This window comes from Spiroplasma endosymbiont of Poecilobothrus nobilitatus, from assembly GCF_964030655.1.
In the GTDB taxonomy this organism is placed as follows: domain Bacteria; phylum Bacillota_I; class Bacilli_A; order Mycoplasmatales; family Mycoplasmataceae; genus Spiroplasma.
This window is the reverse complement of the sequence record NZ_OZ034915.1, coordinates 577,694-593,927: the sequence shown is the minus strand read 5'-3', so window position 1 is coordinate 593,927 and position 16,234 is coordinate 577,694. Positions and strand designations below refer to the sequence as shown.

The following is a 16,234-nucleotide window of genomic DNA, read 5'->3' as shown; positions in this document are numbered from 1 at the left end:
TTGTTTGTATTAAATTGCTTGTTGCTAATTTTGACACAATAGCCCCATAAGGTATATAGAATTTAGAATTAGCAAAACTAAAAACTATCTTATATGTGATTTTATTCCACGAACATTTCTGTTCTCGCTCGGACTTATTTAATTTTTTATCTCACTAATCACACCCTAGTTACAACGATAAAAAATATAAAGGTCTTATCTCTATTTTTATTGTGGTTCGATATGTCCCAAACCTTATCCACCACTATCGTTTAGTTATTTCACAACAACCAACGCCTATTTACATACTTCCTCACGCCCTAATAATGCGCTTGCCTAGGCCGGCTTTTTTATAGTGTTTATTCACTTATATATTAAGTTTTAAATTTTTATTTTTAATTTATTTGTATTAACAAATTAAAAACGGATTATTGTTATTTATACAATCAATCCGCTAGATAATTAATAATTATTTTTTAATTTTTTTATGTAATGCTTTTAAAAAAATTAAACTTATAACTAATACTAATATTTAGTGGGGCATAAATTGTATTTATAACAATTTAAATATTGGATAGGCTACAATTATTAGGACCATAATTATATATACTTCAAAATTAGATAAAATTATTAAGAAAGAAGGAATATAAAAATGGGAAATAAAACTTCATACTCTGAAGAATTTAAAAAACAAATTGTCATGCTATATAAAAATGGTAAAAGTTTTATTAATCTAGGGCAAGAATATAATTTACCAAAACCAACTATTTATAGTTGAGTTAAAAATTATAATAATTCTGGTTCATTTAAATCAAAAGACAATCGCACACTAGAAGAAAATGAAATAATAACTTTACGAAAAGAACTTAAAGACTTGAAAATGGAAAATGAGATTTTAAAGCAAGCCGCACTGATAATGGCCAAAAAATAACAGTAATTAATAACAACAAAACAAAATATTCAGTAAGAAAAATATGTAAGATTTTTGGTTTATAAAAATAAACGTATTATTATCAAACTAATAAATGTATTAACAAGCAAGTTAATAATTATGAACAAGAAATTATCAGTGCCTTTAATAAAAGTCGCAAAATTTATGGGGCTCGCAAAATTAAAGTTATTTTAAACAGAAAAGATATCATCTTATCGCGGCGAAAAATCATATTCTTTATGATCAAAAATAATTTGGTTTCTAAATACACCAAATTAAAATATCATAATCATAAAACAACAGTCAATAATGACCAAATTAATAATATTTTAAATCGTCAATTTAACAACAAAAAACCTAATGAAGTTATTGTTAGTGATTTAACATATGTTCAAGTTGGCGCTAAATGACATTATATTTGTTTATTAATTGACTTGTTTAATCGTGAAATAATTGGTTATAGTGCTGGGTCGAATAAAACAGCCGAACTGGTCCAACAAGCTTTTCATAAAATAACACGACCATTAAATCAAATAACTCTATTTCATACTGATCGTGGTAATGAGTTTAAAAATAAAATTATTGATGAAATTTTAATAACTTTTAATTTTAAAAGATCATTAAGCAATAAAGGCTGCCCTTATGATAATGCTGTGGCTGAAACAACTTACAAAACTTTTAAAACTGAATTTATTAAGGGTAAAAAATTTAAAAATTTAACACAATTAAAATACGAACTTTTTGATTTTGTGCATTGATATAACAATATTCGAATTCATGGCAGTTTAAATTATTTATCTCCAGTTACTTTTAGAAAACAAATGTCTATATAAAAAGTGTCCTAAAAAGTGTTGCCATTCCAATATATTTTATTATGGATTGTAGCTTTCTTAAGTAATGAATGAAAACTTTCTATAACAATATTATCTGCACAGTGTTATTTTTTCCCCATTGAAATTATAATACCGTTAGATAAACATTTATCGTGATAAATAATGGATGTATATTGATATCCGTGATCTGAGTGAATTATTATTCCATTCAGATCTTTTTTTATTAATTTTATTTTATTAATTGCATCATTTAAATTATCCATTACTAATTTATTGTCATTATATTTAGATCACTTTACATCAACTATTTCTTTAGTATATCCATCAATAATTGTTGATTGATAATATCTTTCTCCTTTTCAAATTAAATATGTTACATCAGTATATAGTGCTGAAAACCTTGTTTTTATATCATTGAATTTACGATTAATTAAATCAGGATATTGCAATAAGCTTTTTTTCTTTATTCTGTTTATACTTTATTTTTCTTCTCATTTTTCTTACATATTCATGTTGTATTTGATTATCACGCATAATTCTTAAAACTTTTTTTGAATTATATTTTATACCATAATCTTCTTTTAAATATTTAGTAATTCTTCGATAACCAAATTGTTTTAAATTTTATTCATAGACTTTTACAATATCATTTATTGCTTTTTTATCTTTTTTGCTACTGTCATAATTTTTATATTTATCTCAATAACTACGTTTTAACCCTGTTACTTCTAGTAATAATTTTATTGAATATTCACGACAATTTTGTTTAATAAAAGAGACTATTCTTAGTTTTCTTAATTGTAAAAGTCATGGAGCTTTTTAATAATTCATACCTTGTTTTATAATATTCTAAATTTCTTTTGCCAAAAGAAATTTTAGGTCCTTTAGGATTGTTTAATTTTCCTTTTTTATGATTTGTTCATCAAGATTCTACTGTATTTGCATTTATATTATATTGTTTTGCTACTATTCAACAACTTTTTTGTTTAATTTCCTCAATGATTTTTGTTCTAAATTCTGATGTATATTTGTTATATTTTTGTCCTTTTTTTGCCATATAAAAATGCACCCCCTATAAAAATTTAACAAAATCTTTTTTTATTTTACTTACTTTTTGGGGTGCGGTCTTGAAAATAAAATATTTTTTTCAACTATGCATGTTGGTATTTATAAAAAAAGTCAACGAAAAAAAATGAAAAATAAAAAGGCGTTTTTCAAATGATGAATAAAAATGATAAATCTAATATTGATAATTTTATTGATAAAATTTTTAAATTAATTAATACTTATGATATTAATGAAGATACTAAAATATTAATATTAAGTGATGGTGAAAAACAAATTAAAAAAATTTATAAAGCAATAAAAGCAAAATATAAAAATAACAATGTATCATATAGTTTAGATAAATTTCATTTAGTAAAAAGATTTAAAGAATTATTTCCAAATCGTAAGAAAAACCGAATTCATAGATTAAAATATAAATTAGCAAAAATATATTTTTTTACTGGAAATTATGAAGCATTATTAGATTTTTTAATGTGTCATTTACCTTATGTTATTGATAATAAAAAGAAATTTTTATTAGAAACTATTGAATTAATTAAAAATAATAACGAAGGAATTGAAAATCAAGCATTAGAATATAATATTGGTTGTCATATGGAAGGCGATATATCCCACTATATTAAGGCTGTTAAAGGCGGGGTTGCGAAAATATATTGTAAAGAAACATTTATCAATATGTTAATTACTTCAATGTTAAGACTTAATAGTCAAATCAATGAAGAAAAAATTGATAAAACTAATAAAAATAAAGAAAAAATTGAATTTAATATTTTTAATTTAAATCAATCTCAAAATCAATTTTTATGTTTATAAATTTAAATTGTAAAATTAATAATAACTTTAAAAAGTATTTTTTAGTGTGTCAAAATTCATAATTTTATAGATTATTTTTTAACTAAAAATTATATTTTTAAAAGAAGTTGAATTTTTTATAAATTTTGTTATCATTTAGTCATAATCGAAACCTAATTTGTTTCTAATTACTTAATTTTATTAAAAACCTAAGAATAATTAATACTACCAAGTTTTTATTATTTTTTTATCACTAGAAATAAAAAAACAATAAATTTTTATTGTTTTGCTGTATTAATGATATTTGTTGCAGTTAAGATATTAATTAATAAATCATGTAAGCATTGAATAATTTGAACTAAAGGAACGACTTTATTACGATATTCTGTTGTTTTTTCAGCAATTTCTAATCGTTTTTCCGGGCTTAATGCAATGACAAAATTATGATATGTTTGAACCTCTTCAATAATTTTTTCTTTATTAAATTCTGGTAATTTAATTTTTCCATCATTATAATCTTTTTCAATTTGATCAATATTTGCTAATTGTCCTTTTAACTTTTCTTCTTCTTTTTCAGGAGAAAAATCAGTTAACATAATATCACGTTGTAAAAATAAACCTAATTGATTTACTAAATTTCAAATTTCCAAGGCATCATTAGCATTATTAATCTCTTTTAAACATTTATCAAGCGCCGGGTCAAGATCTTTAATCTCATCATCATAAATTTTTGTTAACTCACCAATCTCTACTTTCATCATATTTACAAAAAGTTTATTTAAATCAACCGGACTAGTTTCTTTTGCACTAATCATAAAATCATTTAAAAATCGTGGCAATGGAATAATTGCGTTAAATAATTTGCTTACTTCAATTAATGTTGTAACTTTTTTCTGATCAATTTCTTCTGGTTTTTTATCTTGTAAATATTCTGCTCTAATATCATCAAATAATGGTTTTATTTCTGTTTTCACAAAATTAAATAAATCTTCAAAATTAGTTTTAAACTTTTCTTCTGCTAAAAAAGCTTCTATTTTTGGATTTTTTTCCGCTGTGTCTTTTGAATAGTATGTTTCAAAAAGATTAATATATTTTGTTAAATAACTCATCATTCCTTTTTCAACATCTGTTCAGAAATTACTCTGTTCTGTCATTTTTTATCCCTCTATTCTTCTATAATTTTTATGTATTTCAATTTTACCGTAAAATAATAATTATTTAAATTTAATTTATTTTTTCTTGACTTTCTTTAATTTTTTGGTGGTTAACTAATAAATTATTTAAATTAACAACGAATGTTATTAATAAAGCAATAATTATACTTAACACAATTAAATATAAAATATAATATTCTAACCGGGGAAAATCTTGAAAAAAATATGGTACATAATAGTTATTTGCTGGCGTACTATAATTTCACAATTTTTCATCAATTGGAGTTAATAATAAAACTCCTTCTCGAACAGCAATAAAAATAGTATAAAAAATTGGATGAAGATAAAACTTATATAACTTTTGTAAATAAAAATTTTTATAATTAATACATTCTTTTTCTACCACAATGCAAAAATAGATAATAAAAATCGCTGGGCACAATCAATGTTGCAATGTTGTACTAATTCAATAAATTGCGAGGCTATGCCAACTGGCAGTAAACTTTTCACCAGTAATGGCACCAATAAATGTCCCAAGTGTAAAAAATAAGAATGTTAACAAGGCAGCAAAGACAATGTATAAAATAAAAAACTGGTTTGCCACAAAATGGCAATTTCGTAATTTTGTAAAGTAAATTAATCCTCCGAAGGAAAATAATAAAATTAAAAAATCAGTTTGAACACTTCATCAACTAACAAAATATCATAAATAACTTAATCAATTTAATTGATAATAAAATAAACTATAAAAATAAGTTAAGAGTAAAACAATAATTTTTAAGATAAAGAGAATGCCGCAAAACACTAAGTGTTTAATTCGTTCTGTTTTTTCCATCGCGCTCCTTTTGCTGATGATATTTATTATATAAAACATTTTTACTAATTTTATATTTATTTGCAACAAAATCAATTGCTTGTTTAACGCGATAATTTTGCTTTGTAATTAATTGGTCAATTTCAGCAACTAAAATTTCATCTGCAATAACAGGAGCCGGAAGATTCCCCGCACCATCAACAACAAGGACATACTCACCAAAAGCAACATTTTCTTCTTGTTGTAAAAACAAAAGCACTTCACTTAACTGTCCACGATATCATTGCTCATGAATTTTTGTAATTTCCTTACCAATGGCAATTTTACGCTCGCCAAAAACTGATTTAACTATTTTTAATGTTTCTAAAATTCGATGCGGTGCTTCATAAAAAATAATAGGATATGGGAATGATAGCAACTGTTCTAATTCATTAATTTTTTTTGTTTTTGCTTTATTTAAAAAACCAAAAAATAAAAAATGGTGCGGATTAAGACCCGAACTAACAATGGCGTTTAAAGCAGCATTAGCGCCACTAATAGGAATTACATCATAGGGATAATGTTCCAAAATATGGTTAACAGCATAATAACCTGGATCACTAATCAGTGGATAACCGGCATCACTAATAATTGCAATTGATAAGTTTTGTGCTAAATCATTTAAAATTTCTGTTAAGCGTTGCATTTCATTTTTTTTGTTTAAAGAAATTAACTGTTTTTTACAATTAAAATAATTTAATAGTTTAATCGTGTTACGCGTATCTTCACAATAAATTTTTTGAACATCATGTTTAATAACTTCAATTGCTCGTGGTGTCATTTCTTGCAAATTACCAATTGGAGTTGCAATTAAGTAAATTTTCGGATTACTACTTTTAAAACTATATTGTTTAATTTTATTTGCCATTATAAATACTCATTAATTTTTCAAAACTAGTTGCTTTTTCTAAATATTGCACCATAATTTGATAAACTCTTTCTAATAAATCATTATTAATAAGTTCTAACTGAGTAGGATAAAACTTTCCTAGTACTCAGTTTCGGGTTGGAATTTGGACATCTTTACCAATTCCTAAACGAATCCGTAAAAAATTTTCGCTACCTAGTTTTTGAATTAAATTTTTAATTCCATTATGACCAGCACTTGAACTATTCTTTTTTAACTTAATAACATTGAAAGGAATATCTTTATCATCATAAATAACAATAATATCTTCTAATGTCAGTTTATAAAATTGTTTAATTTGATAAACTGCAAATCCACTTAGATTCATAAAAGTCTGTGGTTGACAAAAAAGAACTTTCTCGTTGTTAATTGTTGTTTCTCATATTAAAGCATTAAAAGCATTTTTTGGCTTTGCTAAATTAAATTTATCTACCAACTTAGCAATGGCTAAAAAACCAATATTATGTCTTGTATAAGTATATTCATTGCCTGGATTCCCCAAACCCACAATTAACTTCATTATTTCGCTCCTTTTTTAATTTAGCACTCGTTGATAAATCTGTTCAATATTTCGTAAAAAATAATTGTTATCAAATAATTTTTCTAATTTTGGTAAGGATAAATATTTTGCTATATTATTAGCAATCAAAACATTTTTAAAATCAAGTTGCTGTTGTTGCGCGATTAAAGTACATTTTTGAATAAAATCATAAACTTCTTCTCGTGAATAATTAGTTTCTTTCAAAATATTTGTTAAAACAACTTGACTAAAATAAATTTGATTGGTTTGTTGTAAATGTTCAATAATTTTATCCGTACTAACAACCAAATTATTAATAACACCGATCATTCGTTTCAATAAATAAACTACTAAATGATATGTGTCGGGGATAATAATTCGTTCATTACTACTATGGGAAATATCACGTTCATGTCATAATAAGTTATTTTCAAATGTAACATTCATATTACTACGAACTAAACGAGCTAAACCAGCAATATTTTCCGCACTAATTGGATTTTTTTTATGTGGCATTGAAGATGAACCTTTTTGACTTTTGCTAAATCCTTCCGCAATTTCACCCACTTCTGAACGTTGGAAATGACGAAATTCAAGCGCCATTTTTTCTAACAAACTAGCAATTTGACTAAAACTTGTAAATAATGCAATATGATAATCACGTGATGTTACTTGCGTTGTAATTGGGTCAAGGTTTAACCCTAATTGTTTTGCCACATATTCTTCAACTTGAACTTCAACATGCGCAAAATTACCAACTGAACCTGATATTTTTGCAACAGCAATTGCTGAACCTGCAGAATAAAACCGCGTAATATTACGCTCTAATTCAGCATATCAAAGTAAAAATTTCAATCCTAATGAGGTTGGTTCGGCGAACATTCCATGGGTACGACCCATAATTAATTGTTTTTTATAAGTAAGAGCTTTTTCTTTTAACGCCTCTTTTAATTCAAGCATATATTTTTTAACAATATGGTTTGATTCTTTAACCAAATAATTTTGACTAGTATCAACAATATCAGTTGATGTTAAACCATAATGAATTCATTTTTTTTCTGGTCCCAATGTTTCTGATAACATTCGAGTAAAAGCAACAACATCATGCTTTGTTTCAGCTTCTAGTTCTAACATTCGTGGTAAGTTTACTGTTAAATTAGTTTTAATTTTTTCAATATCTGTTGTGGGAATTAATCCTAATTGTGCCCATCCTTCACAAACGAATAATTCTACTTTTGCTCAAGTATTATATTTATTTTCATCACTTCAAATTTTTCCAATCTCTGGAACAAAATAACGTTCAATCATTAAAAAATCTCCTTATTCATTAAAATAGTTTGTTCACGGTCAGGACCAACAGAAAATAAACTAATTGGAACACCAACAATTTCTTCTAGCTTCATTAAATATTGTTGGGCATTATGTGGCAAATCTTCAAATGTTGTAACATTACTAATGTCCTCATCTCATCCTGGCATTGTTATTAAAATTGGTTTACACATCTCATATTCTTTAATTGTACTTGGAACATATTCAATTTGTTGTCCTTGATATTCATAGCCAATACAAATTTTTAATTCCTTAATAGTAGTTAAAACATCTAATAACATAATTGTCATACTAGTATAACCACTAATTCGCAACGAATGTTTCATTAAAATACCATCAAATCATCCAATTCGGCGGGAGCGCCCCGATACAGTCCCATATTCACGTCCTGTTTCACGAATATATGTTTCAACTTCTCCAAAAATTTCTGATGGAAATGGTCCGGTTCCAACACGAGTATTATATGCTTTAACAATTCCTAAAACATTGTTAATATAACGAGGTGCAATCCCAACACCAACAGGAATTGAAGCTGCTGCTGGATTTGATGACGTAACGAAAGGATAAGTACCATGATCTAAGTCTAACATTACTCCTTGTGCGCCTTCAAACAAAACTTTTTGGTGCGTATGAATTGCATTATCAACTAAAATTGAAGTATCAGTTACTAGTGATTTAATTTGTTGAAATAATGCCAAATATTCTTTTCAAATTAATTTTGGGTCAAACCCTTCACTATTAAAAACTTTTGTTAAAACTTCATTTTTAAATTTTAAATTATTTTCTAATTTTTGTAAAAATCCTTTTTCATCAAATAAATCACCTAATCTAATCCCAATTCGTTCTGCTTTATCTTGATAACAAGGACCAATTCCTTTTTTTGTTGTTCCAATTGAATCTTTCTGGCGATACTCTTCTTGCAATTCATCAATTTTCATATGATATGGAAAAATTAAATGGGCACGATCACTAATTCGTAAATTTTTACAATCAAAACCATGTTCTTGTAAATAATTAATTTCACTAACTAATTTACGCAAATTAACAACACAACCATTTCCAATTACATTAATTGATTTTTTATTAAAAACACCAGAAGGAACAATACTTAACTTATATTTTGTTCCTTTAATGACAATTGTATGTCCAGCGTTATCACCACCAGATCAACGAACAATAACATCTGCTTGTTGAGCAAAATAATCAGTAATTTTGCCTTTTCCTTCATCACCCCACTGGCTCCCAACAATCGCTAATGTTCGATAATTTGTACCACTCATAACTTATTTCCAACCTTTCTACGGTTTAATCTTAATATAAATCTACCTATTTTTTCAAATTTTTCATCTTATTTATTGTTAATTACTGCTTGCACAAAACCATTAAATAATGGATTTGGTTTATTTGGACGAGAAGTAAACTCCGGATGATATTGAGCAGCAAGAAAAAAAGGATGGTTTGGGATTTCAATAACTTCCACTAAGTTTTTTTCAACATAAAGACCACTAAATACTAATCCTGCTTGTGCTAATTGTTCACGATAATCATTATTAAATTCATAACGATGGCGATGACGTTCCGAAATCTCATCTTTCCCATATAACTTATGTGCTAATGTGTTCGGAACTAAAGTTGTCTTATAATTACCTAAGCGTAATGTTCCTCCTAAAGCATCGGTTTTATCTTTGCCACGAATAATATCAATAATTGCATTTTTTGTTTCTGTTAATTCTGAAGAATTAGCATCTTGAATGTGACAAACATTACGGGCAAATTCAATTACAGCTGCTTGCATCCCAAAACAAATTCCAAAGAATGGAATGTTATTTTCACGAGCAAATTGACATGCTAAAATTTTCCCTTCAAAACCACGTTCACCAAAACCACCAGGAACCAAAATCCCTTTTGCATTTTTTAATAATTGTTGGTAATTTTTTTTATTAATATCTTCGGCTTTAATTCAATCAATTTTAATTTTAACCTTATTTTCATATCCAGCAATTCGTAACGATTCACTAACTGATAAATAAGCATCTGGAAGTTCAATATATTTTCCAACTAATTTAATCTCATTTACTTCTTGTGAGTGATTAATTTTTTCAACAAATAGTTTTCATCCTGACATATCAGTTTTCGTGATTTTTAAGTTTAATAACTTGCTAATTACTATTTGAGCATTTTGTTCATACATTTTTAATGGTACTTCATAAATACTAGCAACATCAGTAGCTACTAAAACATTATTTTTTTCAATATTACAAAATAGCGCAATTTTTTCAAGGACATTATCCTCTAAAACTTGTTCAGTTCGAGCAACAACAATATCTGGTTGAATCCCTAGTGATAATAGTTCTCGCACTGAATGTTGAGTTGGTTTTGTCTTTGATTCTTTTGATGCTGCAATATATGGAACTAATGAAACATGCATATAAATAACATTTTCTCGTCCTTGTTCCATGCGAACTTGACGAATTGCTTCAATAAAAGGCAACGATTCAATATCCCAAACTGTCCCCCCAATTTCAGTAATAATAATATCTGCTTTTGATGTTGATGCCGCATGATAAACTTTCTTTTTAATTTCATTGGTAACATGGGGAACAACTTGAACTGTCCCACCTTCATATTCGCCACGACGTTCTTTTTCAATTACATTTTTATATATTCGTCCTGAAGTAATATTTGATTCTTTTGTTAAATTTTCATCAATAAAACGTTCATAATGTCCTAAATCTAAATCTGTTTCAGCACCATCTGCTGTTACAAAAACTTCACCATGTTGATAAGGACTCATTGTTCCGGGGTCAACATTTAAATATGGATCAAATTTTTGCATAAAAACATTTAATCCACTTGCTTTTAATAAAACACAAATTGAAGAAGCTGTAATGCCTTTCCCTAAGCCGCTGACAACTCCACCAGTTACAAAAATATATTTTGCCATTGTCTTATCATCCTTTCATCCTCAAATTAAAAAGAGTTTAGAAATTAACAGGGTTGTCACTTCTAACACTCTTTAATCTTGGTATTAATTATTTTCTTCCATTTCTTTTTCAAGAGCTTTCCAGTCAATTTCTTCTGTAATACCCAATTTAGCTGCTACTGTTTCATCGTCATCACCAATAGAATAATCATTTTCAATTAAATCATCATCAACTTCTATTTCAACAAAATCATCTTCCTCGTTATCATTATCATCTAATGTATCATCAAAATCAAGAGTATCAATTAATGATTCTTCTTCATCATTTTTCTCTTCATCTAAATCAATATCTTCAAATTCTTCTGTTGTTTCAAACTGGTCAGTATAATCATATTGTTTTTTAATTTCATCATATTTTAAGAACTCACGTAACCCTCACATACCTTCACTTGTCAACACAAAACGGTTGTCTAACACCAAATCAGTATATAATTCTGCAATGACATCTTCTTTGCTGACTCCATGAACTGTTACATCACTTTTTGATGCAATATCATTTCAAATATTTTCAAAAGTATCACTACTTTTTTTCTTTTTTAAATATGAATACACTAATTCTAATAACTCTACATTATCGTTCATTAATTTAAACCTTTCTTATCAATGATTTTCATATTTTTCTCCAATTGAAAACCAAATTGTTGTTGCTGTCTTTTTACTATTATTTTTAAATGCTAAGACTTCTGAAACTTCCATAATGCATTTAATTCCTTTTGGTGTATCAATATAAATTGGTTTAGTATCACTATCATATAATTTAACTGGTTTTAGGTTATATTCAACCATAAAGTAATTATAATGGTTTTTATATTTTTTTATCAAATTATTTTTAATTTCTTCGAAATTTCTTTTTGCTGGGTTTATTTTTTGCAGAAAATTTCGTGTCGTGAACATTTTAATTAATGTAACTAAAATTTCATCATTTTCATTTTCTAACATTTTTAAATATGTAAATAATGTATAATCATCCAACGTACAATATTGATCTGGACTCATCATTTTTCCTTCCAACACTGGAATTAATAAAGTAATAATTACTTTATTTTTAAATTGATAGTTGCTATGGTATAAATCATACAATCGTTTGAACATCATTTGGAAAGTTAAATCAAATCCAATGCTTAGTGGATGTAAATAAATTTGCTTATACATATGATAACGGCCAATTAAAAATGATTCAATTGCATACTGTACTTTTAAAGGAAAAACAATCTTTTTATCTTTAATAAATAAATGCCGAATAATTCACTGCGTATCAACATGACTATAACCTACACCACTTGTTTGTCCATCACGTAATAAATAATCCATTCGGTCAGCATCTAATTGTGAAGAAACTAACGATGATAAAACCCCGTCCGGATGTTTACCTTCAATCATCATACATAGTTCATTAATTTCTTCTGGACTAAATTCGGCCGCTAAGATTTTATTAATATTTGTTGTTGGATTTTTAATTAATAAAGATGAATAATTTTCATGACTAATATTCTGTTTTGTGACGTGATTAGTCATTTCAAATGTATGTGAAAATGGACCATGGCCAACATCATGCAGTAATCCTGCTAATTTAACCAATAATTGTTCATGCTTACTATACATTTCTTGGAAACTTGTTGTTTCTAGCATTTTACTAACTAAATGATAAACACCAATACAATGTGAAAAACGCGTATGCGAAGCACTCGGAAAAACAAATTGCCCCCCCGCTAATTGACTAATGCGACGCAAGCGTTGAAATTTTGAAGTGTTAATTAATTTTACGGTAATTTCTTCATTAATTTCAATATCGCCATGAACACTATCTCGGATTATTAGTGGTAATTTCATTTTTTCGTTATTGTAATTTAGCAATATTACTAATTACTTGTTCTTTCCCTAATAAATAAATAACCTTGGCTAGTTCTGGCCCATGTTCTTGATGAGAAGTAAAAATTCTAATTGGCATAAATAATTTCTTTCCTTTCATAGCATATTGTTCCCCGATTTTGCTAATTAATTGCTTAATATTTGGTTCATCTCAAACTAGCAATTGACTTAACGCTGTTTTAAAAGATGTTATCATTTCTTCATAACCGCTCAATTCTGTTAACACTGCTTGCGTTGTTGTTGATAATTTTGTTGTTGGTTCAAAAAATGGTTTTGTTAAGGCCACAATTTCTGCCCCATATTGAAGTTCTTTTTTATAAATTAATAATAACATATTTACTCATTCTGTTGTTTTTTTTGTTAAATCATAGCTTTCTGCTAAAAAAGGTCGGACAAAAGTTAGATAATTCTCATCATTCATTTCTTTAAGATAATAATTATTCATTCAAGTTAATTTTTTAACATCAAACATACTTGGCGATTTACTAAATCGAGTTTCATCAAAAATTTTAATTAATTCATCATGACTAAAAATTTCAACAGTACCCGGAGGCGATCATCCTAATAAACTAATAAAATTAAAAATTGCTGTTGGTAAATATCCTAATGTTCGATATTGGCTAATAAATTGCATTAAATGACTATCTCGTTTTGATAACTTTTTATGTTGTTCATTAACAATTAAGGTTAAATGAGCAAAAATTGGTGGCTTTGCATTAAATGCTTCGTAAATCATTAATTGTTTTGGTGTATTAGAAATATGTTCTTCTCCCCGAACAACATGACTAATTTCCATTAACATATCATCAATTACTACCGCAAAGTTATAAGTTGGAATTCCATTTGATTTTAAAATGACTCAATCGCCAAGATCTTTTCCTTCAAAATGAACAGGGCCGCGGACTAAATCATTAAAATCATAAATTGCTTCATCTGGAACAAAAAAACGTAAATTATATGGGTTTTGTTTTGCTAATTTTTTAACAATTTGTTCAGAAGTTAATTGCCAACACTTACGATTATAACGTGGTGAAAGATATCCTTTTACCAATTGTGCTTTACGGTCTTTTTCAAGTTCAGCTGGGGTACAAAAACAATAATATGCTTTTTTTATTGTTAATAATTTTTGCGCATATTTTTGATAAAGTTCTAACCGTTCTAATTGTCGATATGGTCGATAAGCTCCTGGGCGATCAATTGTTTCATCTGGTTCAATTCCTAATCAACGCAAATTATCTAATTGTGACGCAATCGCTCCTTCAACATTTCGTTTAATATCTGTATCTTCAATTCGTAGAACAAAAACACCATCATAATGTTTTGCAAATAAATAATTAAATAATGCTGTTCTTGTATTCCCAATATGTAAAAATCCGGTTGGACTTGGCGCGTAACGTAATCTGACTTTTTGTTTCATTTTAATCCCCCATTCTAACTTTTGACCTAATAATTTTGCTTTAAAAGTAATAATGTTGTATAACTTTGAATAATATTCGGAAAATTTTGCTCAGTAGTTGTTGCTTTTAAGTTAATTTTTTCAGCCGTAATTTGTAATAATTTTTGTAAATTAGTTTTAATTGCTTTTTTATTCTTTTGCAAGCGTGGTTCATCAATAATAATTGTTGCATCAATATTACTAATTTGATAATTCTGTTCAGCCATTAATGTTAATGCTTTTTTTAAAATTAATTGTGAATTAAGTTTTTTATTTGTTTCATCAAACCATTCCCCTAAATCACCTAATCCTAAGGCTCCAATAATCGCTTCACTAATTGTATGTAACAAAATATCACCATCAGAAACAGCTTTAATTTGGTATTGGCATGGAATAAAAATTCCTCCTAAATAAAAACCAGTTCCTACTTTTAAATTATGTAAATCATAACTATTGCCAATTCGCATTATTATTTCTCCCTAAACATTAAATTTAAAAAAACATATATCGCCATCTTGCATAACATAAGTTTTCCCTTCGCTTCGTAAACGTCCATTTTCTTTTACAGCTTTTTCACTGCCATATTGCACTAAATCAGCATAAGAATAAACTTTCGCCCGAATAAAACCACGTTCAAAGTCAGAATGAATGATTCCCGCGCACATTGGTGCTGTTGCTCCTTTTTTAAAAGTTCAGGCTCGCACTTCTTGCTTACCAGCAGTAAAAAATGTTTGTAAGCCTAATAAAGCATAAGATTTTTTAATTAATTGACTTAAACCAGCTTCTTTAATGCCATAATCAGCCATTAATAACTTCCGATCATCTGGTTCTAATGCTGATAATTCTTCTTCAATTTTAGCACAAATAACAACTACTTCGATTTCTTGTTGTTGAGAATATTCTTTAACTGTTTTAACATAAAAATTATCTGGTTGGTTTAAATCACTTTCTGCAACATTAGCAACATAAATAAAAGGTTTAATTGTTAATAAATTAAAATTCTTTGCTACTTTTAGTTCATCATCTGATAATGTTAAATCTTTTAATAATTTATTTTCTTCTAATCCTGTTGCTAACTTTAATAATAATTCATACTCAAAAACATCTTCTTTTTGTTTTAAAGTTTGTGCTTTTTTGCTAATTTTATCAATTCGTTTTTTAATTTGTTCTTGGTCAGAAATAATTAATTCTAAATTAATAATTTCAATATCACGAATTGGATCAATTGTTCCTTCAACGTGGGTAATATCTTTATTATCAAAACAACGGATGACCATACAAATTGCATCAGTTTCTCGAATATTTTGCAAAAAAGCATTTCCTAAACCTTCACCTTTGCTAGCTCCCACAATTAATCCAGCAATATCATAAAATTCAAAGGTACTATGAATTGCTTTGCGCGGAGCACAAAGAGCAATTAAAGTATCTATTCGTTCATCAGGAACTTCTACTGTCCCAACATTTGGATTAATTGTTGCAAATGGATAATTAGCTGCTTCAACTTGTGAATTTGTAATTGCGTTAAATAAAGTTGATTTACCAACGTTTGGTAAACCAACTATTCCCATTTTTAATGCCATT

16 protein-coding genes and 1 pseudogene are annotated in these 16,234 nt (G+C 27.2%); 2 read left to right on the top strand and 15 right to left on the bottom strand.

Features of this window, described 5'->3' with window-relative positions:
• The first annotated feature begins 631 nt into the window (after window positions 1-631).
• Window positions 632-1,743 (top strand): annotated as a pseudogene (locus AAHM76_RS03405) (IS3 family transposase).
• Window positions 1,744-1,847: 104 nt separating this feature from the next.
• On the opposite strand, the gene AAHM76_RS03400 reads toward AAHM76_RS03405, so the two are convergent.
• The 3 genes from AAHM76_RS03400 to AAHM76_RS03395 form a co-directional block, all read right to left on the bottom strand.
• A complete protein-coding gene (locus AAHM76_RS03400) occupies window positions 1,848-2,192 on the bottom strand; it encodes a DDE-type integrase/transposase/recombinase (RefSeq protein ID WP_342256691.1) in 345 nt (114 codons plus the stop codon).
• Window positions 2,170-2,310 carry a hypothetical protein gene (locus AAHM76_RS08455; RefSeq protein ID WP_425289459.1) on the bottom strand — a complete coding sequence of 47 codons (141 nt, stop codon included), beginning with the start codon at window positions 2,308-2,310 and terminating at the stop codon, window positions 2,170-2,172. Before AAHM76_RS08455 ends, AAHM76_RS03400 begins: the two co-directional genes overlap by 23 nt.
• Before the next feature lie 199 nt (window positions 2,311-2,509).
• A complete protein-coding gene (locus AAHM76_RS03395; RefSeq protein WP_342256690.1) occupies window positions 2,510-2,800 on the bottom strand; it encodes a hypothetical protein in 291 nt (96 codons plus the stop codon).
• A 161-nt stretch (window positions 2,801-2,961) separates the two neighbouring features.
• Between AAHM76_RS03395 and AAHM76_RS03390 the strand changes: the two genes are divergently transcribed.
• Window positions 2,962-3,624 (top strand): hypothetical protein, encoded by a 663-nt coding sequence (locus tag AAHM76_RS03390; RefSeq protein ID WP_342256689.1) that lies wholly within the window; start codon window positions 2,962-2,964, stop codon window positions 3,622-3,624.
• 257 nt (window positions 3,625-3,881) lie between these two features.
• On the opposite strand, the gene AAHM76_RS03385 is transcribed toward AAHM76_RS03390, so the two are convergent.
• The 12 genes from AAHM76_RS03385 to ychF form a co-directional block, all read right to left on the bottom strand.
• A complete protein-coding gene (locus tag AAHM76_RS03385; protein ID WP_342256688.1) occupies window positions 3,882-4,757 on the bottom strand; it encodes a hypothetical protein in 876 nt (291 codons plus the stop codon).
• 70 nt (window positions 4,758-4,827) lie between these two features.
• On the bottom strand, window positions 4,828-5,592 hold the full coding sequence (locus tag AAHM76_RS03380) for a hypothetical protein (RefSeq protein ID WP_342256687.1): 765 nt from the start codon (window positions 5,590-5,592) through the stop codon (window positions 4,828-4,830).
• Window positions 5,570-6,478: a 16S rRNA (cytidine(1402)-2'-O)-methyltransferase gene (gene rsmI / locus AAHM76_RS03375; RefSeq protein ID WP_342256686.1), complete on the bottom strand. Its 909-nt coding sequence runs from the start codon at window positions 6,476-6,478 to the stop codon at window positions 5,570-5,572. Before rsmI ends, AAHM76_RS03380 begins: the two co-directional genes overlap by 23 nt.
• Window positions 6,468-7,037, bottom strand: coding sequence for an aminoacyl-tRNA hydrolase (pth, locus tag AAHM76_RS03370; RefSeq protein WP_342256685.1), 570 nt, complete (start codon window positions 7,035-7,037; stop codon window positions 6,468-6,470). The genes rsmI and pth overlap by 11 nt, the downstream gene beginning before the upstream one ends.
• 15 nt (window positions 7,038-7,052) lie before the next feature.
• On the bottom strand, window positions 7,053-8,345 hold the full coding sequence (gene purB / locus AAHM76_RS03365; RefSeq protein ID WP_342256684.1) for an adenylosuccinate lyase: 1,293 nt from the start codon (window positions 8,343-8,345) through the stop codon (window positions 7,053-7,055).
• Window positions 8,345-9,646 carry an adenylosuccinate synthase gene (locus tag AAHM76_RS03360; protein WP_342256683.1) on the bottom strand — a complete coding sequence of 434 codons (1,302 nt, stop codon included), beginning with the start codon at window positions 9,644-9,646 and terminating at the stop codon, window positions 8,345-8,347. The genes purB and AAHM76_RS03360 overlap by 1 nt, the downstream gene beginning before the upstream one ends.
• 68 nt (window positions 9,647-9,714) lie before the next feature.
• Window positions 9,715-11,310, bottom strand: a complete 1,596-nt coding sequence (locus tag AAHM76_RS03355; RefSeq protein WP_342256682.1) for a CTP synthase — start codon at window positions 11,308-11,310, stop codon at window positions 9,715-9,717.
• A gap of 84 nt (window positions 11,311-11,394) precedes the next feature.
• On the bottom strand, window positions 11,395-11,931 hold the full coding sequence (gene rpoE, locus AAHM76_RS03350) for a DNA-directed RNA polymerase subunit delta (RefSeq protein ID WP_342256681.1): 537 nt from the start codon (window positions 11,929-11,931) through the stop codon (window positions 11,395-11,397).
• Between the two features lie 15 nt (window positions 11,932-11,946).
• On the bottom strand, window positions 11,947-13,179 hold the full coding sequence (locus tag AAHM76_RS03345) for an HD domain-containing protein (RefSeq protein WP_342256680.1): 1,233 nt from the start codon (window positions 13,177-13,179) through the stop codon (window positions 11,947-11,949).
• A gap of 7 nt (window positions 13,180-13,186) precedes the next feature.
• Window positions 13,187-14,635 (bottom strand): glutamate--tRNA ligase, encoded by a 1,449-nt coding sequence (gene gltX / locus AAHM76_RS03340; RefSeq protein WP_342256679.1) that lies wholly within the window; start codon window positions 14,633-14,635, stop codon window positions 13,187-13,189.
• Between the two features lie 26 nt (window positions 14,636-14,661).
• A complete protein-coding gene (gene ispF, locus AAHM76_RS03335; protein WP_342256678.1) occupies window positions 14,662-15,120 on the bottom strand; it encodes a 2-C-methyl-D-erythritol 2,4-cyclodiphosphate synthase in 459 nt (152 codons plus the stop codon).
• 12 nt (window positions 15,121-15,132) lie between these two features.
• A complete protein-coding gene (gene ychF, locus AAHM76_RS03330) occupies window positions 15,133-16,233 on the bottom strand; it encodes a redox-regulated ATPase YchF (RefSeq protein ID WP_342256677.1) in 1,101 nt (366 codons plus the stop codon).
• Window position 16,234: the final 1 nt, after the last annotated feature.